This is a genomic window from Marinobacter sp. AC-23, assembly GCF_001858325.1.
GTDB lineage: Bacteria > Pseudomonadota > Gammaproteobacteria > Pseudomonadales > Oleiphilaceae > Marinobacter.
This window is the reverse complement of sequence record NZ_MBPP01000026.1, coordinates 1-25175: the sequence shown is the minus strand read 5'-3', so window position 1 is coordinate 25175 and position 25175 is coordinate 1. Positions and strand designations below refer to the sequence as shown.

Here is a 25175-nt window from a genome sequence, read left to right as displayed (position 1 = left end):
CATCAACCCACCACGCCCCTGGCAACCCCGGCCTGAGCATCAGAAGAGCGGGTTATGATACAGGCTGGCGCAAACATGCTGCGCACACCTTGGCGAGTCACCTCACTGGCGGCCAGTGCCATGGAGGCCGCAGCCCGCGGACTACTGCAGAAGCAGCTACGGAAGATTCCCCTACCGTTCCCCCTGTTTTCCGCACCGAAAAGCCCGCTTAACCAACAAATTACGGCCAACCGCCAAATCGTTGCGGCCAGCGTTGAGCTATCCCGCCTGAAAGCCATCAAAGCCTCGCTCGGGGATGTGACGCTTAACGATGTGGTGCTAGGGCTTTGCGCAGAAACCCTGAAGCGGTACCTGGGAGCCCAAAGGGCAGCTACCGATGGGTCGCTGATTGCCATGACGCCGCTTTCTGTACGTTCAAACACCCTGCGCAGCACCACCGGCAACCAGCTGTCGGCCATGCTCCTGGATCTTGCTACCAACGAGCAGAACCCTGCTCGGCGCGTCCGCAAGATTCACTGGAATGCGGTAGCTTCAGAGCCATACCGTGAGGCCATTGCAGCAGAACGGCTAACCGAGCTTTTACCCTCTACCATGCTGGCACTATCGGCGCGACTTTACTCAGAGCTACAGATAGCTCAGCGCTATCAGCCAGTATTCAACCTGTCCATCACCAACGTTCCCGGCCCCCAGGTACCCCTGTACCTGCAGGGCGCGAGGTTGGAGCAACAACATAACGCCGCTCCACTGTTCGACAGCATGGGTCTGGTGATTGTGGCCGTTAGCTACCAGGGCCGCCTGACGCTCAATTTCACCCTCTGCCCTGACGTGGTTACCCACGGTGATTCACTGCGGACTCATGTTTGTGACAGCCTCACTGCCATTGAGGAGGCTGCCAACAAACTGAATCCGGAAGAGATGCACACACCACTCACAGAAACCCGGAACCAAGCTCTGGCAGACGACGCCATGAGCGTAATAGAAAGTGCCCTTAAGAGGCTTAAGAGCCGCTTCAGGCGCTAATGGCCATAAAGAAACGTTGAGTGGTTACTCAAACGCCCAGCGTAAAAACGCCTTTCTCTCTTCGTCCGTAGCGGTTTCCCAAACTGCCTTCAGTTGCTTCAGCGAGTCCGTGTTATATCCGGAAACGGCTCCGTCATTCGCAGCCTGGCCACCTGGCTCATCAAGCGCAGGCGTACGTGCTACCAGAGCACTGTCGCCGGGCGACCAGTTCGACGACTGGGCCAGGGCCTGACCATTTGCCCCCACAACCGCCGCAGAAAATTCCGGCATCATTTTCTCCGCCTTTTGTCGGGAATCGGGCTTATCAAATTCGAAATGGTATGTCTCGTTGGGGCTCGCATCAAAACGCACGACCTGAGGCTCACTTTCAATCACGTGAACCTTCGATTCGCCATTCTCCACAACGCCAGATTTGGCCCAAATGGTTTTGTACGTGAATACCACCTGGTTATCGCCCGGCAACAAGGCATAATCCAGCGCCAGGTCGTCCATCAAGTAGTTGGTCATCGAGCGCCCATTCACCTGGCTCACGTGAATGACACCGGGTGCTTTCAGCGTTGCTGCATTCGCTGCAGTGGCGGGACTTCCCTCCCAGGTTTCCAACTTGGTTATCGCCGACGAGCAACCAGCCAAAACTAACAGGAACACAGCCGAGGCCATAGCCCTAGCCGTCTGCAACCACCTGCGAGAATGGTCAATTTCAAACTTGGTTACACGTTTAGCGTGAATAGAACTCATGTTATCTCCTCTAGCGTAAAGGGAAGGCCTAAAAGCAAAGGGGCGGCCTGCTAAGGTGCATTCTGAACACCACAGCCAAAGAGGGCAACTGGATACGAAAACTGATCGCTGTGGCGACGGGCAGCGTACACATCACATATTTGTTAAAAAATGTTGAATTCGGCCAGAATTGTATTAATTTTAAACAAACCTTACCCATTACACATCGCTCGAAATACAGACACAGAATACGGGCACAGGAGCCGACCATGGATGTTCATGTCAGATTAGGAGAGGAAGGGCATATTCCCTTTCGTAGCAGTCGGTTTTTTTGTGTTGGCAGTGAATGGTATTTCACAACCCGTGAAGGTTTCGACAGCGGCCCCTTTGCTTCGCGGGAGCGAGCCGAAGTTGGCCTAAAGCGCTTTCTGCACGTAGTGAAGATGCTACCAGACGAACAACAGATACATTAAAAGCCTGTTGCAGCCAGGCGCATCCGTGAAAGGTTCTGCCCCCTAGAGAATGTACGGCATGAGCCAAACATCAATCGCCAGCAAACACGGCAGAGCCATCAGGCGGCAACCACATCGTCCACCATGATTCCCAAGCCGCCGGGCAACCGCTCATCCAGCCAGTTTATGGGCCAGGGCTTTACCACATCAAAAAACCTGAAGAGCAGAAATGCCAGCAACACACCGTAAATTTGATCCGGAAACAGCCCCAGAGCAATCCACATCCCTACGAACTCATCCCACACGATCCCGCCATGATCGTGCACTTTTAAGTCGGCAGCCGTTTTTCCGCACAGCCAGATACCCACCACGAACGCCAGCGTAACAACAAGCCAGTAGGCAACGGGCGGCAACCAGGCAAAGCCATACCACAGAGGAATGGCCGCCAAACTACCCCAGGTTCCAGGAGCCCGTGGCGCTGCACCACTGCCAAAGCCGAACGCCAACAGGTGCACAGGGTTCTTCAGAAATCCGGGCGGCAGGATTGCCTGAGGTAAATCTGGCTCCGGCCACTGATCTTCCTGGCTCATGCTTTTCTCCTGAAATGGTCAAAACCTGTGGCTTCAGAGCCTGACACTACAACAGTACCGTCGAGGCGCAGCCCGGGTGCTGGCTCAACCACACCGATAACGGTGAGTTGCTGCTTCAGCGACTGTGGCGCTTTTGCCCAGTTTGCTTCGGCAATGGTCGCACACAGTTCGTAATCATCGCCAGAATGTAGGGCATAATCTATGGCGTCGCTACCCTTCAAACGAGTGAGCGCCGACGATAGGGGCACGCGGGAACGCTCAATACTTGCGCCCACATTGGAAGCTTCGAGAATATGACTGAGATCCGCCAACAAACCGTCGGACACATCAATGGCAGCCGTCGCGAGATGCCTCAAAGCCAAGCCCAACTCTAGTCTTGGCTGGGGGTGATGATAACTCTCCAGCACAGACTGCTCATCTCGCGTAGGATTCTGCGCCTCCAGGTAGCCCAAAGCAGCGCCAGCGTCCCCTAAAGGGCCGGATACCACAATCAGGTCGCCAGGCCTGGCTCCGGAACGAAAGATGGCACTGCCCTGCTCTACAAAACCGTGCACCTGCACGCTCAGTGTAAGGGGGCCACAAGTTGTATCACCGCCGGCAAGCGTTAGCCCGAACGATTTGGCAGCCTTACCCAGCCCAAAAGCAAAGTCACGCAACCAGGACTCATTAGCCTCGGGTATTGTCAGCGCAAGGGTAAAACAGGAGGGAGCAGCGCCCATGGCTGCAAGGTCGCTGGCTGCGACCGCGAGCGCTCTCCAGGCAAGATAGTCGGGACGGTAGTTGAAGGGAAAGTGCACCCCTTCAACCAAGGTATCTATGGAAAAAACCAGATCAGAACCGGAAGGCACTCTTTGGACTGCACAGTCGTCGCCCGGCCCCACCACCACAGAATGGGAGCCGTGCAGGCGTGCTAGCGGCATGAAGTACTGCCGGATCAGCTCAAATTCACCCATCGATCAGCGCGAACGCGTCTCTGCAAGGCGCAAACGGCGGCCCAACTTGTCCAGCACACTGTTCACAAACTTGTGCCCTTCTGTGCCGCCAAATCGCTTAGCCAGCTCGATGCCCTCATTGATGACGACTTTATAGGGCACATCCACTCGGTGGCGCAGCTCATAAGCCCCAACGCGAACAATGGCCAACTCCACGGGGTCTACCTCATGCAGCGGGCGGTCGAGATATGGCTCTATCAGCTTATCCAGCTCTGCCTGCTCGCGGTGGACACCGCGCAGAACGTCACGGAAGTACAGGGTATCTACCTTCGCCATGTCGTTATCGACCATGAACTCGGCTTCAATATCCGAAATCGGGCTCTTGGTAAAGTGGCGCTGGTAAAGCCCCTGCATTGCCAGAACCCGGGCACGGCGGCGATCGCCAGCTTTTGGCTGGCCTGACGGCGCCGGACGGGATGTCGTATCTTCAGTGTCGCTCATTACTCACCCAGCTTGTTGAACAGGCTAACCATTTCCAGCGCTGTGATAGCCGCCTCGGCGCCTTTGTTACCGGCCTTGGTGCCCGAGCGCTCAATGGCCTGTTCGATAGAGTCTACAGTCAATACACCAAAGGTCACCGGCACGTCTGTCTCCAGGCTTACAGCGCCAATGCCGCTGGAGGCTTCACCCGCCACATACTCAAAATGTGGCGTGCCGCCACGAATAACAGCGCCCAGAGCGATAATGGCGCTGTAGTCACCAGTTTCTGCCACACGCTTTACTGCCAGAGGCATTTCATAGGCGCCAGGCACGCGAACAATTGTGATGTCGCTGTCGGCAATACCATGACGACGCAGGGTATCGATGGCACCGTCTACCAAACTTTCTACAACAAAACCGTTAAAACGACCAACCACCAGCGCGTAGCGCCCGGTGCACTTGGTGAAATCACCTTCAATTACTTTGATATCCGCCATCGGTGGCTCCTTCACAGGCTACAGCCGCAGTGCTATAGCCAGGTTTATCATTCTGGGGTGTAGGGAATGTACTCAACCACTTCCAGATCAAATCCAGAGATGGCCGAGTATTTTACGGGCGGGCTAAGCAGTCGCATCTTACTTACGCCTAGATCCCGCAGAATCTGGGAACCGGTGCCCACGGTAAAATAAACACCGGAGCTGCCCTTTCCAGCTGGCCCTTGGCCCTGATCGAAAAATTCTTGAATACGATCTTCCAGGTCGTAGCTGTCCTCCGCGCTGTTCAACAAAACCACGACACCACTGCCTTCCGCGGCAACTTTTTCAAGCGCGTGGTGCAATGGCCAGCTGCGGGAGTCCTTGCGGCGCGCTCCAAGCAGGTCCCTAAGTGTATCGGTAATGTGAACGCGAACGTGCACCGGCTCATCCACCGCAATCTCACCAAACACCATGGCCAGGTGCGTAGAACCCTGAATTATGTCCCTGTAGGTGCGTAACTTGAACACGCCGTATTCGGTATCTAGCTGATTCTCTTCAACACACTCAACGGTGCGCTCATGTGTAGTGCGATAGTGAATCAGGTCAGCAATGGTGCCTATTTTAAGGTTGTGCTCTTCAGCAAAACGCTCAAGATCTTCCCGCCGCGCCATGGAGCCATCATCGTTCATCACTTCACAGATAACGCCAGCAGGCTCGCAGCCCGCCAGTGACGCAAGATCACACGACGCTTCTGTGTGGCCTGCGCGGCTAAGCACACCGCCCGGATCAGACATCAAAGGGAAGATATGCCCAGGCTGAACCAAATCTGATGCCTTGGCGTTACGGGCCACCGCTGCTTGCACGGTGCGGGCACGATCCGCCGCTGAAATGCCAGTGGTCACGCCCGTAGCCGCCTCGATGGACAGCGTAAACTTGGTGCCAAAGCCCGAGGCGTTCTGTTGAACCATCAACGGCAACCCTAGCTGTGAGCAACGATCACGGGTCATGGGCATGCAGATAAGGCCGCGACCAAAGCGCGCCATAAAGTTGATGTCTTCTGCAGAGCAGTGCTCGGCAGCCATCACCAGGTCGCCTTCGTTCTCCCGATCTTCATCATCCATCAGGATAACCATCTTGCCCTGGCGGATGTCCTCAATGATTTCTTCAACACTGTTCAGTGCCATACTGTTTTGCACCCTTTCAATGCACTCATTGCCACTTATCAGAAGAAGCTATGGAGCGCATTGTGAATTTAAACGCTTTAGCGGCGAACCAGGATCAGACGCTGGTCTTCTCCTACCTGTCGCCGGTCTTGTACGGTCCATTCGATTTTATCGGCCATGGTCTCCAGCGGAAGGTGCGCTGTTGGTCGGCCAGTACTGCCCAGGAAAACCGGGGCCTGGTACAGCCAGAGCTCGTCTACTAGCTGTTCGCTGATAAAGGTTCCTGCCAGGGTTGGCCCGGCTTCAACCAGCAACTCATTAATACCCAGCTCGCCAAGCGAATCCAAAAGCTCAGCCACATCAATACCGTTATCTTTCCACGCCACGCCTTTCAGGCGGATGCCCAGAGCGGCAAGATCCTGTGCAGGCGCGGTCGCAAGCGTGGACGAAGCACAGAACACTTGCACCTTGCCACCACGCAGAATGGTTGCAGAGGGAGGTGTTCTGGCGTCCCTATCAGCAATTACACGCAACGGCTGCCGGGAAGGTTCGGTGGCATCGCCGATATCACCAAGCTCTTCACGACGAACAGTTAATGAGGGATCGTCTGCAAGCACGGTTCCCACGCCGGTAAGAATGGCATCACTTACGGCTCTGAGCCGCTGAACATCTCTGCGCGCCTCATCTCCGGTAATCCACTGACTTTCACCGGAGGCCATCGCGGTGCGACCATCCAAGCTGGAGGCCATTTTGAGCCTAACCCAAGGGCGGCCGGTATTCATGCGTTTCATAAACCCGGGGTTCAGGCGTGCCGCTTCATCTGCAAGCAGCCCTACATTAACCCTTATGCCGGCTTCACGAAGCATATCCAGCCCCCTTCCGGAGACCGACGGATTCGGATCTTGAGTGGCGGCAAAAACTCTCGATACACCCGCATCAATCAAAGCCCGGGCACACGGCGGCGTGCGACCAAAGTGGCTGCACGGCTCGAGCGTGACATACGCGGTAGCACCTCGAGCAGCCGGACCAGCCTGGCTAAGCGCATGGGTTTCCGCATGACCTTCTCCAGCCCGCTCATGCCAACCTTCGCCCAGAATTGTGTCACCACGGGCGATCACACAACCAACCCGGGGATTCGGATGAGTGGAGTAGCGGCCTCGCCATGCCAGCTGCACGGCTCGGGCCATCATTGAACGCTCCCGGAATTCGGTCATTTTCTTCCTTTGGGAGAGTGATTGTCCGCCAGTGCCTTCGCTACATCAGCTGCCACGTCTCCATTCGTTGCCGAGAGCCGCTCGATTTCTTCCTTGAATTCGTTGATGTCCTGAAAGCTGCGATAAACGGAGGCAAACCGAACGTAGGCAACCTTATCCAGCTGACGAAGCTCGGTCATCACCTCTTCGCCCAGCTGCATGGATTTAACCTCACGTTCACCGGTTGCCCGCAGGCGATATCGGATACGATTTAGCGCGGCATCGATTTCCTCAATGCTCACCGGGCGCTTTTCCAGCGCCTTCATAATCCCCGATCGCAGCTTTTCTTCGTCAAAAGGCTGCCGAACACCGTCCTGTTTCACCACTCGAGGCATCACCAACTCGGCGGACTCAAAGGTGGTAAAGCGCTCACGGCATGAAAGGCACTCTCTGCGGCGACGCACCTGATCGCCCTCGGTCACAAGACGCGAGTCAATAACTTTGGTATCCGCTTCACCACAGAAAGGGCAATGCATAATCAGGAACTCCGAAGAGGACGCTTAGCTGTATACAGGGAAACGTGCACACAAGGCTTCAACCTGCCCGCGAACACGACCATTAACGGCTTCGTCGTTTAGGTTATCAAGAATGTCGCAAATCCATCCTGCCAGTTCACGGCATTCAACCTCGCCAAAACCGCGGGTGGTAACAGCAGGCGTGCCAAGACGCAGGCCAGAGGTTACAAACGGCGAGCGCGGATCGTTAGGCACGGCGTTCTTGTTCACGGTAATGTGCGCACGGCCCAGAGCCGCATCGGCATCTTTACCGGTGATGTCCTGTTTAATCAGGCTAACCAGGAACAAGTGGTTTTTTGTGCCGCCGGATATTACATCGTAGCCGCGAGTGACAAACACATCAGCCATGGCCGACGCGTTCTTAACCACCTGCTTCTGGTAGGTTTTAAACTCATCACTCATGGCCTCTTTGAAGCAGATCGCCTTAGCGGCAATCACGTGCATCAATGGGCCGCCCTGGCTGCCTGGGAATACCGCAGAGTTCAACTTCTTGTGCAGTGCTTCATCGTCGCAAGCCAGAATCAGGCCGCCACGGGGGCCGCGCAATGTCTTATGCGTGGTGGTGGTTACCACGTGGGCATGGGGCATCGGGTCGGGGTACACGCCCGCAGCAACCAAGCCGGCCACGTGGGCCATGTCTACAAAAAGGTAGGCACCCACCTTGTCTGCAATGGCGCGGAAGCGGGCAAAGTCCAGCTCCTGTGAATAAGCAGAGAAACCGGCAATGATCATCTTCGGCTTGTGCTCAACCGCCAGGGCTTCCAACTCGTCGTAATCAATCAGGCCGGTGTCGGTGTTAATACCGTACTGCACCGCGTTATACATTTTCCCGGAAAAGCTTACGCTCGCGCCGTGGGTTAAGTGACCACCGTGGGCCAGGCTCATGCCCAGAACCGTATCACCCGGCTTAACCAATGCCATGAACACGGCCGCGTTAGCCTGGGAGCCAGAGTGCGGCTGCACGTTGGCATAGGCAGCACCGAACAGCTCTTTGGCACGATCGATAGCCAATTGCTCGGCGACATCCACAAACTCGCAACCACCGTAGTAACGCTTGCCGGGATAGCCTTCAGCGTATTTGTTGGTTAGATCCGTGCCCTGAGCTTCCATAACCCGAGGCTGGTATAGTTCTCAGATGCAATCAGCTCAATATGAGCCTCCTGACGCTTGCTTTCCGCCTGCATGGCGTTCCAGAGTTCGTCGTCAAAACCGGCGATTTTCATATCACGATTAAACATCGGCGTGCTGCCCCTGTGTGCTTGGCTGGCCCGGAAAGCCTTGAAACTCAGCCCCCGGGATCCCTTAAAAATTGGGCCGCTATTCTAGCCTATTATCGGGTTAAAAATCACCCTTTATAGGGTTCGCAGATACCGTCATACCGATATCGACTGTTTTCCTGAAATTGCTATAGCTTCCGGGTTTAGATACCTTACAAACCCAATTACAACGTTCGACGAGGCAATAGCTAGATCCGCCTCCGAAACCCGATCACATCTCGTTTTAAAGAGGGTAATGTCTTTATGGCCCAGTGAGACTATCTACCCCATTAGTTTTTAGTTACGTTTTATAGATAGACTGGCGAACCGATTGGTAGCAACCGCTCTAGACCTAGCAAACATTCCCACCGCACTGAAAATCACGTAAAATCGACCGACATTGTTATGTTTCAACAATTCTGGATCGAATTTAGGCTCAAAACTTAACTTTTTTCACGCCCTCCAGAAATCACACCCTATAAGTCAACTTCGAGCTCGAAGGCAACAACTCGCAGGACAAAGTGGCCTTATGCTTGGGCAGCCGGACTAGCGCATCACTTAAACAGCCATACGAATAGTGTTCGTGAAACGCTACGAGCTGGACCAAGCTGAAGATGGCAAACGGACGGCGAACCAACTAAAGGAAAAAGGACAAAAACAACCTACATTACTGGGCTGGGAGCAACTCAATGACTTGGAGCAGATCGCGCCAGCCCTTCTTCGGCATAAACGCAACCAACTCAACACTCAGGCACCTGAATCACCATACTAAAGAACAGCGTCTAAAGCTGATTAACGTCTGGAATCAGATCTTTAGGCGAGCATTCAAGTAGCTCAGCGAACACGTAAATTTTTTCGAGCGTAATGTTGACCGCCCCTCTCTCAATCTTGCCGACATAACTTCTGTCTATTCCCGCATCGTACGCCAAGCGCTCCTGCGAGAACCCTTTTGACTTTCGGATCGCTCGCAAATTTCGACCAAACGCTTCGCAAACCGGTGAACCCATTTCTTGCCCTCACAAAAGGCAAGACTATGGTTTCTTGAGGCATATGAGGCCACGGCATATACTACCCATTTTTTGGAGTCGACCAAATCGACCTAAAGACCAACTGGGCCTTCGGATGGACAAGTCGCAATCACTGAAAGTTGATAAGACACTGATCGAGCTGTTACAGGAGCAGTCAGATACACCTTTCTCTACTACAGACATCCGGGATCTCTACATCCCTCGAGTTCCTGAGGGGCAGCGACCAGAACGCAATCAGCTCCGAAAATACATCTATAAAGAGCTATTGCGACTTGAGTCAGCGGGACTGGTTGAACGACACGGCGGATCCCGCGGCCGTGGATGTCAATTCATCTTCTGCCCTGAGCGCTCAGTTGTCACACCCGAAGCTAAGCCCTCGCCCTTTGAAAACAGTGGCCCTAATGTTGAGCCGACAATGGATATCGATACCCAGCGAGCTCTGCAAGAGGAACTCTATCAAAGGAAGGTAGAGCTTGTGGCCAGCATTGGGGAGGCGGAAGAATACCAGCGGCTATATAACAAGTACCCAACGCTTCGCAGTGCCGTGAAGGAGCAATACCTAGACTCTAGAGAGAGAAGTACGAAACTCCTTGGCCAACTGCGCGCAGTCGAGACCGTGATCTCCAAAATTGGTACCCCCTCATGATGCAGCTGCGCGTTTGGCAGAGCGAGTGCATCACTCAGGCCTTGTCATTATTCGAAAATCAATCTCACTTTCTATGTCACGCAACGCCAGCGGCAGGCAAAACCGTCATGGTTGCATCTGTCGCCAAGGCTCTCTTTGACCGAAAAAAGATCGATTTTGTTGTTTGTTTTTCACCCTCACGAGCGGTAGCGCAAAGCGTCGCCACCACTTTTAGCCAGATTCTCGAAAGAAGCTTTAGCGGACGAATTGGTGCGGCTGGTGGATCGTATACCTATCAGTCAATGAGCACGCTACCCAAGGAGCTTTGGCAGGTATTGCGCGACCATCGCGTACTCGTAGTATTGGACGAAATTCATCATTGTTCCGGAGCTGGCTCGGATGATTTCCTCGTTGGCAACAGCTGGGGGAGAACCATTTTAGATAGAATTCAGGGGAGAGCATCCTACACTATTGCATTAACTGGAACGCCGTGGAGGACAGACGACACTCCTATCGCTCTGGCACGATATACCCAACCTGATGGCGAGTTGCATTGTGATTATGAATACGGTTTACGTCGGGCGGTCTCAGATGGGGTATGCCGGGAACCTAGAATTGTGCTTACCGATAACCGCGAGATTCACTTAAGTTCGTCGGAGCACGGCGTTCAAACCTACTCCAGTATCCGCGATAGCATTAAGCATGGTCACATTTCTTATCCTGAGTTTCTTTTCCGAGATGAGGTAATCGACCATACGCTTTCGGAAGCATCAAAAAAACTATCAGAGATTCGACAGCACACCCCCAATGCGGGTGGTTTAGTTGTCGCAGCGACAGTCGCACATGCCGAGCATATTGCGTCCAGACTCGCCGGCCTGGGTGAACGGTCTGTCGTTGTAAGTTGCCGAGCACCAAACGCACACCAAACAATAGACAATTTCAGGGCATCCGGGGATCGCTGGATCATTTCAGTGGGGATGATTACTGAAGGAACAGACATCCCGAGACTGCAAGTATGCTGCCACCTCAGCAGAATCCGGACAGAACTTCATTTTAGGCAGGTTCTCGGAAGAATCCTTCGGCTCCAAGCCGGAGAACCGTCTCACATCGGTGGCTGGCTTTACGTCCTTGCAGAACAGAATCTTACTGAATTCGCCCACAGAATTGGTGAAGACCTTCCGGAACAAACAGTGGTTTCATTCTCACCAAAACCTCTAAAACACAACTTCGATGGCCTCAACGGACGGACTGCCCTCCCCCATAACACCGATACTTCGGAGAGTGACATTAAACTCGATATCGGCGGCACATGGGGTGCTGACAAAGGTATCGCCCCACCTAGTGAATCGACGACCCTCACAATCAGCAATCATTATTGGAACGAGATTCTGTCTTTATTCGAGGGTCAGGTGGTGTGACCCTTTACTCAGTATGTTTTGGGCAAAAAACTTAACCTGCTCAGGAGCATCTAGACCAGTATGCCAGGCGAGCGCGACACCTGCATAGTGGTGTGACTGCCAGGGAGAGGCCTGGCTTCGTCGCATGTCACACAACTGGACAATCCCGCCCATCTCAAGTAACTATGTTCGCAACCTTTCACGCCCGCCCGTTGGAAACGCCAATGCTGTTCGATGTGGTGATTATTCGGGGACGTAAAGGATATCGACGGTAAACCCATGACAGTGAGAAAACGCTATAACCTGGACGAGTTAATAGCTCAGTGTGCCCCGAATACTCCGGCGTCCGAAGCATTTCAGGGATGGGAGCAGGCACCAATGATTGGCACTGAGCATGCCATCACCCGGTACGCTCTCGATGTCATCGCTCAGGCGGTCCGGGTTTGGGAGTCGCGGGAGCAAGCATTGGAGTGGCTTCAAGGCAGGGTTTCAGCTCTCGATGATGAACGCCCTTGCGACCTATTAGGCACGCAAGAAGGCTGTCGCCGGATATGCTCGGCGCTTAGTAAAATTGAGCATGGAGATTTCAGTTGAGAGCAGTCTCGCACTATTCCTGATCTTTAAGGGGCTGGTCACGATCTTCCATAAAGTCCTCACTAACGCCTTCCTCAGAATCAAAGAATTCATCCCAAACCGGATCAGTTGGTCGATCATAGCGTTTCACAGAGCCTTTAAGACGCTCCAGAGGTGTTAACTCCTGCGGCAGGGGTTGAGCTACCTCATCCGCATGAGCCGTATGGGCATCTAGCCGTCTAGCAACTCTGTCTCGGTTGGGCATTTTTTGTTCATAGCGATACGCTCCATATATCCCAAATGACAAGGCTGGCTTTGATTCACGCTGCCCCGGATCGAATCTGGCTCACCAGTTCAGTCAGTTTCTCAGCGCTTGGCTCATCCAGGATATGCGAGCGAATCGAATTTCCGTTGAGCCCCCACAAGTGTATAGGCTTCTTGAACCATTCATCAGCCAAATCTTGGTGGCCAGCTGGCGTCAGACAGACCAGAGCTTTGTGCAGCCCCAAAAGCAGGCCCATCCGCTCGATCACCGACTCAGGAAACTCCGGACTTTGGTCACCGGTGCTTCGAACTGCTGCTAGCCAATTCTTCAGTGCCGTCTCCGTCACTCCGAGAAGACTTGCCAGTTCATCATCAGAAAGGTGCCAACGCTCGGCCTGATCAACAAGCCACTGTAGGCCAGCCTTGCCGTGGCTATTGGTGATTTTAATCGATGGATTCATTGCCGCTCCGGTCCATTATTTGAGCTGTCTTAACTCATCGTACTCTTTGAAAAGCCTTGGTGGACAGTGGCTGCATTCATAGCTGCCAATAGCAACTGGAGAAACTTTATCCTCGGCTTACCCGCTTTTGGCGACAATCTGCCAGAAAAGACCTATACCAAGACGACTCATTCAGTGCTGGCTTCAGGCCGTAGAGCTTTATAATCCGGACGAATCTCGCCACATAACCGCATTGGCCAGCGGGTGGCAGCCACTCATCCGGCCCTTTTGCGCCTTTGCTCCGGTTAAGACTGGATTATATGACGCTGAATTATACGAAAATCATTGCCGCGTGAGTGAGCGAGTCATTAGTACCAACGATCTCAGACGTGAAGTGGGCAACAAGTATGATGCAACGCATTTCGATTAAAGATCGTTCTGCTCACTCGTATAGTAAAAGCAACACTTTTTAGGCTTTAGTGCAAACTTCCTTACCTCTGTTGCACTGTCAGTAAGAGTTCTCTGCCCGTGACTTGTCGGAATGTGCAGTGTACGGATTCGATAGATGATGGGGCACTCTGCCCCATCAACGTGAACTTATCCTCAGTTATTTGATAGCTTGATCCAGTAGTTTAATTCCTCTGGGAGGACCGGCAATCGGTAACCAACGGTTTTCTCGCAAATCGGAGGGTCTGTTTCTTATGCTTAGTGCTATTAAACATTTGTGTGCCCAGCACTTCAAAAACGTTATCTCCGCCTTCACGGCTCTTGGCTTCAACCTGACAGTAGCTAAACAAATTGGTACGCCGAATCTCCAGAATGATTTCAGGAGTTCCCCTGAGCGAGAGCGATGAGATCCTGGCTAATCTTCTCTGCCCCCTGGTCTGGTCTGATCAGCAGCCGGGCCTGTCCCTGACGGTCAAATATATAAACCGCGCTGCTGTGGGAAACGTCGTAGTTGCCCTTTTCGTTCGGTTCGCCATAACCAAAAGTCGTCCGGTAGCGTTTGGCCAGCTCGCGAAGCTGTGGTTCCGTTCCTGTCAGGCCGACAATATTCTCACCGAAAAAACTGACGTATTTATCCAGACGCTCAGGCGTATCCCGTTCAGGGTCAACGCTCACAAATAACATCAACACGTCGTCCTGAAGTTCAGGTGGCAGGCCACTTTTTGCCCGGCTCAATGTCTGCATAGCGGTCGGGCAAATGTCCGGGCAAGAGGTAAAGCCAAAAAACATCATTCTCACTTTGCCGCTGTAATCCTCTGCCGTTACCTGGTCACCGTCGCTGTTGATCAGGTTGAATTCAAGCTCTGGCATCAGGCCGCTGAGATCTTTGCCGTTGTAGCTAATCTGGTTGTCAGAGCAACCAGCCAGAAACGCAGCCAGCATGATCGTGAAAATTGCCAAAGGCCTGGAGGCCTGTTTTTTGCTAAAACCAAAACTCATTGGGTGGTTTCCTTGGATTGTCTGGAAGGTTTAGGGTATTTCCCGTCCTGGTGCATGGCGCGCCGGAGGATAAGCAGAATGCCGAGGACGCTCATCATGGCCGGCGGTATGTAGGTCAGCATGCCGCCTAGTAGCTGGTCGACGTCAGGGTCAATGGGCCAGGCGCGGCCACAGACTTCATAAACGTCGTAGACCATGTCTCTGGAAAACACGATCCATGCGCCCAGAAACATCTGGAGTACGCCTGCCGCAGCCAGAACCAGCATGCGCCTGCCATAACCCAGTGATGAGGTGATCGCGGGTGGGCGGGGATCAAAAACCAGCCACCAGAAGAGCAGGCCATCCAGCAGCATGCTCCAGTTCATGATCCAGTACAGGTCCCGGCTGAGCATGGCGTCGAAATGGATCGACGGCCAGAGCCAGAAATAGATTAGGCCCACAAACAGGATCAGAGCGATCAAGGGGTATTGAAGCACTTGATACATCCATCCCACTGGCCTGAGAGCGTTCTTCAGGCCGGGGCTCATTTTGGCGTACCAAAACCGCATGATCGGCAAGGGGTTCGAAAGGGCGATCAGGATCGGGCCGATATGATGAAGAATCAGGTGCTGGCCGCGATGGACGAAGAACATGTACTGAGCGTAGTAGTCGAAGCGGGTTTGCATGACGCCATAACAGATCATCACGCCTAGAACGAAGGCGAAAATTCTGAGGCCACCGGGGCGATCTTCATCGGGCATTCGCAGAAGACCGACGCCGTAGAATCCGAGCACGAGCATATAGCTCAGCACGGTCAGTGGCGAGAAATCGTAGGGTAAAAGGTAATCTAGCAGTGACATGGCATTACAGGATAAGTGGTGTTGTTTAGTTTAGCGCTTCAACTTCTGATTTCACCAGGTCGTACAGTTCCTGTGGTCCCAGCTTGCTCAGTTCCTGGCCATTCACATAGAACGTTGGTGTCCCCTTTATTTTGATGCTCTGAACATCGTTCATATCCTGCTTGATGGTCTCATCAATGTCTGGAGAGTTGAGCTGGTTGCGAGCGGCTTCCAGGTCCAGCCCAGCGGATTCCGCTGCTGTCCAGGCTGCTTTTACTTCCGGGTCATCATGCCATTGGGGTTGTGATTCCATGACGGCATCAAGTACGGGTTCGTAAACATTCTGTATACGTGCAGCCTCAAGTATTCTCACGGCTTCTTCCGAACCGCCATGAAACAGCACGTAGCGCAATACTAGGCGCACATTATCAGGGTATTCGGCGAGAATCTCCTTCACATAGGGGTGCATGGCCCTACAGCCCTCGCAGGAGGGATCAAAGAATTCAACGATCGTGACCGGGGCGTTTTCCGGGCCAATAACCGGCGAATAGTCTCTCACCAGAGGAGTCTTATCGGTCTTGGCGTTCTGAGTGGTGGTATCCCTCGCATCCTGGGGGCGCTCATAGAACATAAAGGCCGCGCTTAATGGAATCAGGCTTAAAGCAATGAGGCCCAGAGCGAGCGTGCGGTTTTGCATGTGAGATCTCCAAAGGTTTTATGTGTATCTGTGTTTTGAGCATTAAATGGTTGAACGAATTGGCAATAATTTACTGGGCACCTGTTTGAGGTAGAACATCATTTCAAACAGCTCTATCAGTGACTGCACCACAATGACAATGACAGCCGCGTTTCAGACTTCGGGCAGCGACCGTGCCAGTGGCAGAACCAAGAAAGAATACCGTGTGCCAAGGCTGACCAGCCAATGAACAGACCGAGGGCCACAGCCGAGAGGTAGGCCCAGACCTGGTAGCGTTCAATCGTGTCTCGCAAGAGTATCTCTTCCCTGCAGGTCTTGTGGCATGGTGACTTTGGCCATTAAACACAAAACTTTCACGTGATGCGAGTCATCAGCCACATCAGATCTCCTTGCGGTTGGTTACGAACTAGGCTCGTTACTCATGCCCATAACGATTGGCATCCTTATGCACGTAATCAACATGCTCAAACTCCAAGCTGGAGTGGGCGATATTAAAGCGTGCTTTTAGCTGCTCTTTTATATGTGCCTTGTTAGTCTCAAGTTGCTGCCAGCCTTTTTCCGTTATAACCACATGGCAGTCAAGCGCGATAGCGTGTTCTTGCATTTGCCATACGTGAATATGATGAACGTCCTGGACTTCTTCGATGCCACATATCGTCTCAATAACTGAATGACCATCGATATCAGGGGGAAAGCCGAGCATCAGCGTTCGGATCGGGCCACCGATCTCCGTGAAGGCTAAGTAAAGAATATACAGTGCAATGCCTATTGTAATTGCGGGGTCTACCCAGCGTAGGTCGTACATCAGGATCAGTGAACCGCCAACGATCACCGCGAAGGACGCAAGCGCATCAGACAGGTTGTGTAGAAAGAGAGCGCGGATATTGACGCTGTTCTTTTGCATCGACCAGGTGAGCAATGCAGTTAGTGCATCGATAGCAAGGGCGGCGGCGCCAATGATCACGACCATCCAACCCTGAACCTCCGGCGGTTCGATCATGCGCATGGCGCCTTCATAAATCAGATAGAAGCCGACAAGAATGAGCGTGGTGTAGTTGATAAGTGCCGCCACAATCTCGATACGGCCATAGCCAAACGTCATGTGCTCATCTGCTGGTCGCCTTGCAATCTTGCGGGCAGCAAAGGCAATAATAAGCGGAGCCATGTCAGAAAAACTATGCAGCGCATCCGCGATCAGCGCGAGGCTTCCTGATAAAATACCTCCGACGATCTGTGCGACAGTCAATAGCCCATTGGCCCAAATGGCAATAGTGACACGGCGGTCGCCAGAGTCTGGATCCATGTGGGGGTGATCATGATGATGTCCCATAAGTTATCCTCGTAGTGTATGTCTGTCTTGTCTGTTAGTCCGAAAGACTGCTAGCCATTCTTAGCTTGGGGTTCAACCCTCTTGCAGCCACCGTTGTTCCGGGTGCCCGTGGTATCCGGCGTGGTCTTGATTCTGCAATCGGCGCCTGACGGCGCATTGTGACCGCGCCACTGAGGTCAGGTATCTTTCGCAACCTTTACCGAGGAGTGCAGGTACAAAAACGCCAGACTCACACCGACGACCAAATCCGGCCATAGCGATTCAGTGAGCATTACCAATCCTGCGGCGGCGAGCACACTGAGGTTGGCAATGACATCATTGCGCGAACATAGCCAGGTGGAACTCATGTTGATGTCGTCGCTACGGTGACTGTATAGCGGCACCAGGCAGCTAAGGTTAGCGATTAGCGCAATACCGCCAATCAAGCCCATCCATCCAGTGTCGGGCACCACGCCGATGATGCTTTTGCATACTGCCTCGGCGATGATCAGCAGACTGAATAGCAGCAGGAATCCGCTCTTGAAAAGGGCAGCCCCTGTTCGGGCAGGAACACCCCGGTGCAACACAAAAATTGAGATGGCATACACAAGGGAGTCGCCAAACATGTCCAGCGAGTCACCAAGAAGCGCGGTTGAGTTAACGACCCAGCCAGCCGTAAATTCGACGATGAACATCGCAGTATTGATTGCAAGAACGATATAGAGCACGCGGCCCTGCCGTTCGCGCAATAGAGCGAGTTCGTTGCCCTTGTTGTTACAACAGTCATCCATCGTACGACCCTCTTTTGGATAAACTCCAGATTGTTTGGCGTCAACTATCTTGTCCGGTCGTATCCGGTTTCTTCCTGGCAAAGAGCATAGAGCCATGTTGAAAGAAGCAGGCAAGCTCGACATTACGTTGCGAGTGCAGGCCTGCAGTGACGAAGGTGTTTGCTTGGCTCCTGCTAACCTGAATCTGAATGATATCGACACGAAAAATGTAAATCTTTAACGCTGGCAGTTTTTCGTGACAAAGTTGTGTTGCTCAATATCTGGGCGACTGGATGCGCACTTTGTCGTGAGAGCTTTTTTGCATGATTAAAGAAGGCGTCAGCAAGACTAATTTTTTGATTCAAGCTGTTTTCTTCTCTCATGGTTGCTGAGTTGTGGCAAAAAAGTTCTTGAACCTCTAGTTGCTGAAGCTTATAGAATGGAAATTGATCCAATGAACGGAGTTCGCTATGTCACATAATGCAACCCATGATGTCGATTCCAAATCCTGCTGCGGCCAGCGGGCAGATACCGACTCGCGAGTGGCAGCGCCTTCTTCGCCCGCCGGACGAAGCTTCCGCGTTAATGGACTGGACTGTGCCGAAGAGGTTGCGATTCTGAACAAGGTCGTCGGGCCGGAAGTTGGGGGTAGCGAACATCTGGCTTTTGACGTGTTGAACGGTCGAATGACCATCCTCGAAAGTGCTACACAGCCCAGCGACGACAAAATCATCAAAGTCGTCGGGTCGACGGGTATGAGCGCGAAGGCGTGGGATGCTGAGAGCGCTGAAGAAGACCAAGCGGCCCATTTCGCACGACAACGTCTCTTCACCGGAGTAAGCGGCGGTTTCTGGGCTGCGGGATTCCTCTACCATATCGTCGAGACCGGAGCGGGAGGCGCGCTGCGGCTGTTCTCTGGTCATGGCGAGACGTCGATGTCCCTGGTCGAAATGGGGCTGTTCATGCTGGCGGTCGTGTTCGGAGCTTGGTTGGTCGCGCCCAAGGCTTGGTCGGCCGCGCGTAGGTTGTCGCCGGACATGAACCTGCTGATGATCGTTGCCGTGGCTGGGGCAATCGGACTGGGTGAGTTTTTCGAAGCGGCAACAGTTGCCTTCTTCTTCGCGCTGTCTTTGACTTTGGAATCTTGGAGCGTCGGACGCGCCCGCAATGCGGTCTCGGCATTGCTCGACCTAGCCCCACCTACGGCGCGCGTCATTCGTGAGGACGGATCAGAAGTTGATATCCCTGCGGCCGAGGTTGCGGTTGGAGATCGTTTCGTGGTGCGGGGCGGGGATCGGATCCCACTTGATGGCGAAGTGACCGAAGGTCGCGGCGATGTGGACCAAGCTCCGATCACCGGAGAAAGCGCGCTGGTCGCCAAGGAAACCGGGGACGAGATCTATGCTGGCACAATTAACGGCGATGGAACGTTGACGGTAAGAGCCACCAAGGCCGCTGGCGACACCGTTTTGTCGAAGATCATCCGCATGGTTGGCGATGCGCATTCGCGGCGCGCCGAGGTTGAACAGTGGGTCACGAAATTCGCCCGTATCTACACGCCGATCGTCATGATACTGGCGGTTCTAATCGCCGTCGTTCCGCCGCTGCTGTTCGCGGGCGCGTGGAATTACTGGCTCTACAACGCTCTGGTGCTTCTGGTGATCGCTTGCCCTTGCGCATTGGTCATCTCTACGCCTGTTTCCATCGTCGCCTCCCTCGCGGCTTCGGCACGCAACGGAGTGCTGATCAAGGGCGGTGCCTATGTCGAAGCTCCGTCGCGACTGACGGCACTGGCAATGGACAAGACCGGAACGATCACGATGGGCGAGCCGGAGGTCGCGGGTCTGCATCCCTTGGGCGGCACGGCCGAGCGCGACCTTCTGAGCGCTGCTGTCGCGTTGGAAGCGCGCTCTTCGCATCCTCTGGCGCGCGCCATTCTTGCGCGCGGTGAACGCGACGGGTTAAAACAATCGGCAGCGACGGACACCAAGACGGTGCCAGGCCGGGGCGTCGAAGGATCTTGGGATGGCCAGTCTGTGTGGCTTGGTTCGGATCGTTTTGCCACCGAAAAAGGGCTCGGCGATGCCATCCCCCGCGAATTTCTGGAGCGGATCGAGGGGGCTGGCAGTACGCTTGTGGCCGTTGGCTCCGGGGATCGTTTGCTGGGCTTGATCGAACTGCGTGACCGCATCCGCCCGGATGCCAAGGCGGTCGTGGCACGCCTACATGCCCAGGGCGTGAAAAAGATTATCATGCTGACCGGCGACAACGAGCGCACAGCGCGTGCCGTGGCGGCAGAGGTCGGTATCGACGAGGTTCGTGCGGATTTGCTACCTGAGGACAAGGTGACGGCGATCGAGGAGCTGATTGCCAGTTACAATGTCGTGGCAATGATCGGCGACGGCGTGAACGACGCTCCGGCCATGGCACGGGCGCATTTCGCCATCGCCATGGGCGCGGTCGGATCGGATGCCGCCATTGAAACCGCCGACATCGCGCTGATGGCGGACGATATTGGCAAGGTGCCGTGGCTGATCGGTCATTCACGTCGGACTATGAGCATCATCCATCAGAATATCGGTATTGCACTGGCAACCAAGGCGCTGTTCGTTGGGCTGACGGCCTTCGGCATGGCCACGATGTGGGGTGCCATCGCTGCGGATGTCGGCGTGTCATTGCTGGTGGTCGCCAACGCGCTGAGACTGCTCCGTCCCAAAAAGGATTGGCTCGACCCGTCGGAAGGAAGGAAAGCGAAGGAAAAGGCGGCTTAGGGGGCTTTGGCAGGTGGGCATTGAACTTAAAGAGTCAAATCACGAACCGAAGAAGAAATTGCAAACAGGTAACAAAGCTATGTTATGCCCGCATTGCCAGGTGCCACTCGGCATGTCGGATCGTCAAGGAATCGAAATCGACTTCTGCCCGCAATGCAGAGGCGTTTGGTTGGACCGAGGCGAACTGGACAAGATCATTAAGCGCACCGCCACTAAATCGTCAATTCCGCAAAATCAGGACTTCCGTGCTGATGATGATCGTGGGCACACTGACCGCAGAAAATCCTGGCTCCATGAGCTTTTTGATTGAGCCAAGGTATATAGGAAGTACAGCCCGCCAAACGCGATCGGCAAAACCCCTGGCAGCGATAGAGCTGGCAGAGCTCCAAAAAATGCACACAAAGCGCGGGCAATTCCTGAGATTTTTCAAACGCAGGAGCGGTGATGCCGGTCGATGATAAAGTTACAGTTTATTTTGAGATTTCAGATGAAACGGTCTTCTCACGTCCTGCGACGATCAGCAAAACTCCGACGCCGCAAACCACTACAACATCCGCAAGATTGAACGCTGGCCAGTGCGCCGAGCCGAGGTAAAAGTCCAGAAAATCGGTGACGCCGCCGAAGCGAATACGATCAACGATATTCCCCAGAGCGCCACCGATCACCATGCCGTAGGCAACCGTCTCGGATATTCGCGTCGCGCGGATTAACGAGACGGCCAGAAACAGTACGACGACGGCAGCGACCAATGTCAGCCCCCACCAAGGTACGTTCTGAAAGAACCCGAAGGTCACGCCGTAGTTGCGGTGAAAGATCAGATTGAAGCCTGGAAAGACAGGGATGCCTGCGGCAAGCGTGTCCGCGTTGGCGAGCACGTACACTTTCGATGCCTGGTCGGCGGCGAGCGCAGCGATGGATGCACAAAATCCCAAAGTATAACTTTTCATGGATTTACCTAATCAGACATCGAGGAACAGTATGACCCCGGCAGCAAAGCCAACGGAGATGTCGCGCCACTTGCGTGAGGGGGCCCGACCGAAAAGCACAGACGTTGCCCTGGCGACGAGGCTTATCAGGAATCCCTGTGCGACAGGTGAAAGTATTGCGACCTGATTCACTTCAACTCGCCGTATAGGACGAGAAGATTTCGGTAGATCCATCGGATAATGCCAGCAGGACATCAGAGGCGTCGGCAGCAGATATGAATGTCGCAGCGGCAAGGATCTGGAGACTGTAGGTCATCGGTCTTTCTTTTATATTGTTCATGTGCCTTCGGTGAGTGCTATTGCAAAGCGCGTTCGTGTCGCTTCGAGGATTGCTGTGGTGTCGCCGGTATCGAGACTGTCTGCCGAGACTAGCAACTCCTCTCCAAGCGGGTCGATAGGCCGGCCGTCCATGCGCACTTCGTAGTGAAGGTTGGGGGCAGTTGCCGTGCCCGTCTCACCGACCTGGCCGATCACCTCGCCCGCGAGAACGCGGTTCCCGATGGCCAGCTCCTCTGGTACGCCACTTAGGTGGGCATACCGGGTCATGGTGTCGGAACCGTGCGTAATCTCGACTACCCGCCCATAGCCGCTTCGCCATCCGATGAAGGAAATCCGTCCCGGCGCGGTCGCTGCAATCGGTGCCCCCTTAGCAGCGGCGTAGTCGATCCCCGTGTGCATTCGAATATTGCCGTAGATCGGATGCTTGCGCGGACCGAAGACAGACGATAGTCGCGCGCCTTCCACCGGCGGCGCGACTGTCCGCAGGATTTCTCCGTTCAGATAGACCGTCATACGCCCGCTATCTTCGTCCGACCACACGATCTCGAATTGATCGTCTCCCAGATCGAGCGCCGCATAGGACATCAGCGGCTGGCCGACCTCTGAACCTTCCGGAAGGACCATCTGGCCCCAGAGGATGTTCAGGCTTTCGCCACCCTGGAGATCCCGGCGAAAATCGACCGTGTCCCCCAGGGTTTGTGCGAGATCGACGGCGAAACGGGTCGGGATGCCTGCCCGGTCGAGCGAAGCATAGATCGACCCGTTCACCTGCAACTGGGCGGCACGCTCGACCGTGGAAGCGGTCGGCGTTACCGTCCGACTGACGATCGGGCTGTCCAGAGAGACTTCGATCCGGACGCCGTTATCAACGGCCAATGTTACGATGGCTGGCGTGCCGTCCGTGTGATACCCGACGCTGAGCCGGTGGCCCGGCCGAAGGCGGCGCAGGTCGTATTCGACCGCAAACGCGAGCGCGACTGAGGTCCGTATCGGTGCATCCATTCCAGCACGGGAGAGAAGTACGTCCAGCGTGTCACCGGTCTCGACCGTCGCTTCCCAGGGTGGCATGGCAAGCGCCCGAACCAGCGTCGTCAAATCATCCGGTTTGGCACGTGCGATTGCGGGAAGCAGCGGTGGCTGAAATGCCAACTGAACCGTGTTTGACATTGTATCGCCGGACGTGACGATGACGCTGGGTCCACCATGAGGGTCGGGTGGACTGGCGGGAGCCATTGGAGTCTGGGAAACGATGTTCTCGGGCGGGGTAGTTGCGACCAAGGCTTTGCTCGCTATCATGCCTATTGCCGCCGCAGCCACCGTCGTTCCTAAAATAACATGTCTCAATCTCAAGATTCCGCCCCCTCGACGAGCGGTGATTGCAACTGCATCAGCATCGCAAGATAGCCGCCGGGTTCGAAGGCGGGCGTGTCGTCAGCCGGATTTTTCTTGGTCTCGTGAATTGAGACCATACCGGAAATGACTGCACGAAGGCTTGCAGTCATGCGCCGATCCTCTCGTGAAGATCAGCTACAAGCAGTGCGGGATCCTGAGCGTATTCGCAGATCTGGACAAAGTCGCGCTGCGGATTGAACAGGAGGAAAGACGACGTGTGGCCGACGGAGTAACTCTCAGGTGCCATGACTTGTTCGATTTTCTGGTAGTAGATCCTGAAGGTCTTGGCAGTGCGCTCAATCTGTTTCGGCGAGCCGCTCAGCCGAAGGATTCCAGAACCAAATTGCGGAACGTAATCGGCCAGAACGGCCGGCGTATCCCGTTCGAGGCCGACCTTGATAAAAAACGGCTGGACGGCGGCACCTTGAGTGTCGAAATCTACGGTAAAACGCTCGGCCTCCGGTGCAAGAAGGGTGGCGATTGGTTCCTGATTGCGTTCAGTCACCCAGAGCGTGGCTGAGACCACAGAAGTGACAACCACCGCCGAGCGAAGAGTTATCCGGACTTTCTTCATTGCTTGCACCGCCCACTTAATACAGTTCATCTATGTGCAGGATACAAGCTACAGCAGATGGAGGTTCAAGCATAAAATTACTTTTCAGAGTGATTAGATGTCACGCCAATATGAAACCTTTAACTTTTTAAGGGAGCTAGCTACCCTGTAAGCTATAGTCACTGTAGGTATAAGGTGCGCACATGCTCTCAATTGGAACACTCTCGCGGAGAACCGGAACCAAGGTTCAGACGATCCGCTATTACGAAGAAATCGGATTGATGAACGAGGCCAGACGGACGGCGGGCGGCCAGCGCCGATACGTCGAGAAGGATCTTCACCGTCTCGCCTTCATCCGTCACTCGCGCCAGCTCGGCTTCTCGCTCGACTCGATCCGGGAGCTTTTGGACCTATCGGACAACCCGTCTCAATCCTGTGCGGAAGCAGATTCTATCGCACGGCGGCAACTTCGTCAGGTCGAACAGCGCATCAAGCGTCTGCAAGCGCTCAAGAAAGAACTGAAACGCATGGTCGCCGATTGTCAGGGCGACAGCGTTGTCGAATGCAAAGTTTTGGAAGTTTTGCGTGACCATTCCGCATGTCTGACTGTTCGGCGACAATTAGGATGACCGGTTAACGACAACTATCTTGGCCGGTTGGGTGTAACAATTGGCCCCTTGTTTTCCATGGTGGAGCAAAGGGTGCCAGGCCAACACATAACCAACCGACAAGAGGAGCTGTTCATGCAGCACCGACAAAATGGCGCAAGCCAGGAAGTGGCTGCCGCCAAGGCGGGTATTTCCGTTCGATCCGGACGACGTATCGAGACCTCAACACAAAAGCCCCGCATTAACACCGAGCGGCAGTGGCGCACCCGGGAGGATCCGCTGGAAGCGGTGTGGGATACAGAGCTGCTCCCTTTGCTAGAAGCCAAGCCTGATTTGACCGGAACAACCCTGCTTGATTACTTGCA

The 25175-nt window shown here is 54.3% G+C and carries 30 protein-coding genes and 2 pseudogenes; 11 read left to right on the top strand and 21 right to left on the bottom strand.

What is annotated here, in order from left to right; genetic code table 11:
- Positions 1 to 54: 54 nt before the first annotated feature.
- The gene (locus BCA33_RS21730) at positions 55 to 1020 is read left to right on the top strand and encodes a WS/DGAT domain-containing protein (RefSeq protein WP_254774320.1); all 966 of its coding nucleotides are present in this window, start codon (positions 55 to 57) and stop codon (positions 1018 to 1020) included.
- Between the two features lie 24 nt (positions 1021 to 1044).
- Here BCA33_RS21730 and BCA33_RS09955 read toward each other — a convergent pair whose 3' ends face one another.
- Positions 1045 to 1758 carry a DUF2057 family protein gene (locus BCA33_RS09955; RefSeq protein ID WP_083394711.1) on the bottom strand — a complete coding sequence of 238 codons (714 nt, stop codon included), beginning with the start codon at positions 1756 to 1758 and terminating at the stop codon, positions 1045 to 1047.
- 248 nt (positions 1759 to 2006) lie between these two features.
- On the opposite strand from BCA33_RS09955, the gene BCA33_RS09950 reads away from it, so the two are divergent.
- Positions 2007 to 2210, top strand: coding sequence for a DUF6316 family protein (locus BCA33_RS09950; RefSeq protein ID WP_071265456.1), 204 nt, complete (start codon positions 2007 to 2009; stop codon positions 2208 to 2210).
- A 98-nt stretch (positions 2211 to 2308) separates the two neighbouring features.
- On the opposite strand, the gene BCA33_RS09945 is transcribed toward BCA33_RS09950, so the two are convergent.
- The 8 genes and pseudogenes from BCA33_RS09945 to glyA all read right to left on the bottom strand — a co-directional run bounded on the left by BCA33_RS09945 (position 2309) and on the right by glyA (position 8836).
- Positions 2309 to 2779 carry a phosphatidylglycerophosphatase A gene (locus BCA33_RS09945; RefSeq protein ID WP_071265454.1) on the bottom strand — a complete coding sequence of 157 codons (471 nt, stop codon included), beginning with the start codon at positions 2777 to 2779 and terminating at the stop codon, positions 2309 to 2311.
- Positions 2776 to 3732 (bottom strand): thiamine-phosphate kinase, encoded by a 957-nt coding sequence (gene thiL / locus BCA33_RS09940; RefSeq protein ID WP_071265452.1) that lies wholly within the window; start codon positions 3730 to 3732, stop codon positions 2776 to 2778. Before thiL ends, BCA33_RS09945 begins: the two co-directional genes overlap by 4 nt.
- Positions 3733 to 3735: 3 nt before the next feature.
- Positions 3736 to 4212: a transcription antitermination factor NusB gene (nusB, locus tag BCA33_RS09935; protein WP_071265450.1), complete on the bottom strand. Its 477-nt coding sequence runs from the start codon at positions 4210 to 4212 to the stop codon at positions 3736 to 3738.
- Positions 4212 to 4688 (bottom strand): 6,7-dimethyl-8-ribityllumazine synthase, encoded by a 477-nt coding sequence (gene ribE / locus BCA33_RS09930; protein WP_071265448.1) that lies wholly within the window; start codon positions 4686 to 4688, stop codon positions 4212 to 4214. Before ribE ends, nusB begins: the two co-directional genes overlap by 1 nt.
- A 47-nt stretch (positions 4689 to 4735) precedes the next feature.
- Positions 4736 to 5851 carry a bifunctional 3,4-dihydroxy-2-butanone-4-phosphate synthase/GTP cyclohydrolase II gene (ribBA, locus tag BCA33_RS09925; RefSeq protein ID WP_071265446.1) on the bottom strand — a complete coding sequence of 372 codons (1116 nt, stop codon included), beginning with the start codon at positions 5849 to 5851 and terminating at the stop codon, positions 4736 to 4738.
- A 77-nt stretch (positions 5852 to 5928) separates the two neighbouring features.
- Positions 5929 to 7044 carry a bifunctional diaminohydroxyphosphoribosylaminopyrimidine deaminase/5-amino-6-(5-phosphoribosylamino)uracil reductase RibD gene (gene ribD / locus BCA33_RS09920; protein WP_071265444.1) on the bottom strand — a complete coding sequence of 372 codons (1116 nt, stop codon included), beginning with the start codon at positions 7042 to 7044 and terminating at the stop codon, positions 5929 to 5931.
- Positions 7041 to 7559, bottom strand: a complete 519-nt coding sequence (gene nrdR, locus BCA33_RS09915; RefSeq protein ID WP_071265442.1) for a transcriptional regulator NrdR — start codon at positions 7557 to 7559, stop codon at positions 7041 to 7043. Before nrdR ends, ribD begins: the two co-directional genes overlap by 4 nt.
- Before the next feature lie 24 nt (positions 7560 to 7583).
- A pseudogene (gene glyA, locus BCA33_RS09910) lies at positions 7584 to 8836 on the bottom strand (serine hydroxymethyltransferase).
- 601 nt (positions 8837 to 9437) lie between these two features.
- On the opposite strand from glyA, the gene BCA33_RS09905 reads away from it, so the two are divergent.
- Positions 9438 to 9626, top strand: a complete 189-nt coding sequence (locus BCA33_RS09905; RefSeq protein ID WP_139172973.1) for a hypothetical protein — start codon at positions 9438 to 9440, stop codon at positions 9624 to 9626.
- A 10-nt stretch (positions 9627 to 9636) separates the two neighbouring features.
- Here the strand turns inward: BCA33_RS09905 and BCA33_RS09900 are convergent, their stop codons facing one another.
- Positions 9637 to 9861 carry a helix-turn-helix domain-containing protein gene (locus tag BCA33_RS09900; protein WP_071265438.1) on the bottom strand — a complete coding sequence of 75 codons (225 nt, stop codon included), beginning with the start codon at positions 9859 to 9861 and terminating at the stop codon, positions 9637 to 9639.
- 115 nt (positions 9862 to 9976) lie between these two features.
- On the opposite strand from BCA33_RS09900, the gene BCA33_RS09895 reads away from it, so the two are divergent.
- From BCA33_RS09895 to BCA33_RS09885, 3 genes are all read left to right on the top strand, one after another.
- Positions 9977 to 10528, top strand: a complete 552-nt coding sequence (locus tag BCA33_RS09895) for a hypothetical protein (protein ID WP_071265436.1) — start codon at positions 9977 to 9979, stop codon at positions 10526 to 10528.
- Entirely contained in the window at positions 10525 to 11925 is a 1401-nt protein-coding gene (locus tag BCA33_RS09890) for a DEAD/DEAH box helicase (RefSeq protein ID WP_083394710.1), read from the top strand. The genes BCA33_RS09895 and BCA33_RS09890 overlap by 4 nt, the downstream gene beginning before the upstream one ends.
- A 258-nt stretch (positions 11926 to 12183) precedes the next feature.
- On the top strand, positions 12184 to 12498 hold the full coding sequence (locus tag BCA33_RS09885) for an antitoxin Xre/MbcA/ParS toxin-binding domain-containing protein (RefSeq protein WP_071265432.1): 315 nt from the start codon (positions 12184 to 12186) through the stop codon (positions 12496 to 12498).
- A 13-nt stretch (positions 12499 to 12511) separates the two neighbouring features.
- Here the strand turns inward: BCA33_RS09885 and BCA33_RS09880 are convergent, their stop codons facing one another.
- The 7 genes from BCA33_RS09880 to BCA33_RS09850 form a co-directional block, all read right to left on the bottom strand.
- Complete coding sequence (locus BCA33_RS09880; RefSeq protein ID WP_254774319.1) at positions 12512 to 12742, bottom strand: hypothetical protein; 231 nt, start codon at positions 12740 to 12742, stop codon at positions 12512 to 12514.
- 55 nt (positions 12743 to 12797) lie between these two features.
- On the bottom strand, positions 12798 to 13202 hold the full coding sequence (locus BCA33_RS09875) for a hypothetical protein (RefSeq protein ID WP_071265430.1): 405 nt from the start codon (positions 13200 to 13202) through the stop codon (positions 12798 to 12800).
- A gap of 804 nt (positions 13203 to 14006) precedes the next feature.
- A complete protein-coding gene (locus BCA33_RS09870) occupies positions 14007 to 14627 on the bottom strand; it encodes an SCO family protein (RefSeq protein WP_071265428.1) in 621 nt (206 codons plus the stop codon).
- Positions 14624 to 15466 (bottom strand): cytochrome c oxidase assembly protein, encoded by an 843-nt coding sequence (locus BCA33_RS09865; protein ID WP_071265425.1) that lies wholly within the window; start codon positions 15464 to 15466, stop codon positions 14624 to 14626. Before BCA33_RS09865 ends, BCA33_RS09870 begins: the two co-directional genes overlap by 4 nt.
- 25 nt (positions 15467 to 15491) lie before the next feature.
- The gene (locus BCA33_RS09860; protein WP_071265423.1) at positions 15492 to 16142 is read right to left on the bottom strand and encodes a thioredoxin domain-containing protein; all 651 of its coding nucleotides are present in this window, start codon (positions 16140 to 16142) and stop codon (positions 15492 to 15494) included.
- 415 nt (positions 16143 to 16557) lie between these two features.
- Complete coding sequence (locus tag BCA33_RS09855) at positions 16558 to 17472, bottom strand: cation diffusion facilitator family transporter (protein ID WP_071265421.1); 915 nt, start codon at positions 17470 to 17472, stop codon at positions 16558 to 16560.
- A gap of 176 nt (positions 17473 to 17648) precedes the next feature.
- The gene (locus BCA33_RS09850) at positions 17649 to 18242 is read right to left on the bottom strand and encodes a cation transporter (protein ID WP_071265419.1); all 594 of its coding nucleotides are present in this window, start codon (positions 18240 to 18242) and stop codon (positions 17649 to 17651) included.
- A 94-nt stretch (positions 18243 to 18336) separates the two neighbouring features.
- On the opposite strand from BCA33_RS09850, the gene BCA33_RS22560 reads away from it, so the two are divergent.
- The 3 genes from BCA33_RS22560 to BCA33_RS09840 all read left to right on the top strand — a co-directional run bounded on the left by BCA33_RS22560 (position 18337) and on the right by BCA33_RS09840 (position 21302).
- Positions 18337 to 18462 carry a hypothetical protein gene (locus BCA33_RS22560; RefSeq protein WP_302848222.1) on the top strand — a complete coding sequence of 42 codons (126 nt, stop codon included), beginning with the start codon at positions 18337 to 18339 and terminating at the stop codon, positions 18460 to 18462.
- Positions 18463 to 18691: 229 nt separating this feature from the next.
- Entirely contained in the window at positions 18692 to 20992 is a 2301-nt protein-coding gene (locus BCA33_RS09845) for a cation-translocating P-type ATPase (protein ID WP_217632653.1), read from the top strand.
- 13 nt (positions 20993 to 21005) lie between these two features.
- Positions 21006 to 21302 carry a zf-TFIIB domain-containing protein gene (locus BCA33_RS09840; RefSeq protein ID WP_254774318.1) on the top strand — a complete coding sequence of 99 codons (297 nt, stop codon included), beginning with the start codon at positions 21006 to 21008 and terminating at the stop codon, positions 21300 to 21302.
- A gap of 160 nt (positions 21303 to 21462) precedes the next feature.
- On the opposite strand, the gene lspA is transcribed toward BCA33_RS09840, so the two are convergent.
- From lspA to BCA33_RS09825, 4 genes are all read right to left on the bottom strand, one after another.
- Positions 21463 to 21939 (bottom strand): signal peptidase II, encoded by a 477-nt coding sequence (lspA, locus tag BCA33_RS09835; RefSeq protein WP_071265416.1) that lies wholly within the window; start codon positions 21937 to 21939, stop codon positions 21463 to 21465.
- 315 nt (positions 21940 to 22254) lie between these two features.
- Positions 22255 to 23424 (bottom strand): M23 family metallopeptidase, encoded by a 1170-nt coding sequence (locus BCA33_RS09830; protein WP_139172971.1) that lies wholly within the window; start codon positions 23422 to 23424, stop codon positions 22255 to 22257.
- Between the two features lie 179 nt (positions 23425 to 23603).
- The gene (locus BCA33_RS20240) at positions 23604 to 23759 is read right to left on the bottom strand and encodes a hypothetical protein (protein WP_175469754.1); all 156 of its coding nucleotides are present in this window, start codon (positions 23757 to 23759) and stop codon (positions 23604 to 23606) included.
- Positions 23756 to 24223, bottom strand: coding sequence for an SCO family protein (locus BCA33_RS09825; protein ID WP_217632652.1), 468 nt, complete (start codon positions 24221 to 24223; stop codon positions 23756 to 23758). Before BCA33_RS09825 ends, BCA33_RS20240 begins: the two co-directional genes overlap by 4 nt.
- 182 nt (positions 24224 to 24405) lie before the next feature.
- On the opposite strand from BCA33_RS09825, the gene BCA33_RS09820 reads away from it, so the two are divergent.
- The gene (locus BCA33_RS09820) at positions 24406 to 24831 is read left to right on the top strand and encodes a helix-turn-helix domain-containing protein (protein ID WP_071265410.1); all 426 of its coding nucleotides are present in this window, start codon (positions 24406 to 24408) and stop codon (positions 24829 to 24831) included.
- A 114-nt stretch (positions 24832 to 24945) separates the two neighbouring features.
- A pseudogene (locus BCA33_RS09815) lies at positions 24946 to 25175 on the top strand (IS21 family transposase); the annotation flags it as partial.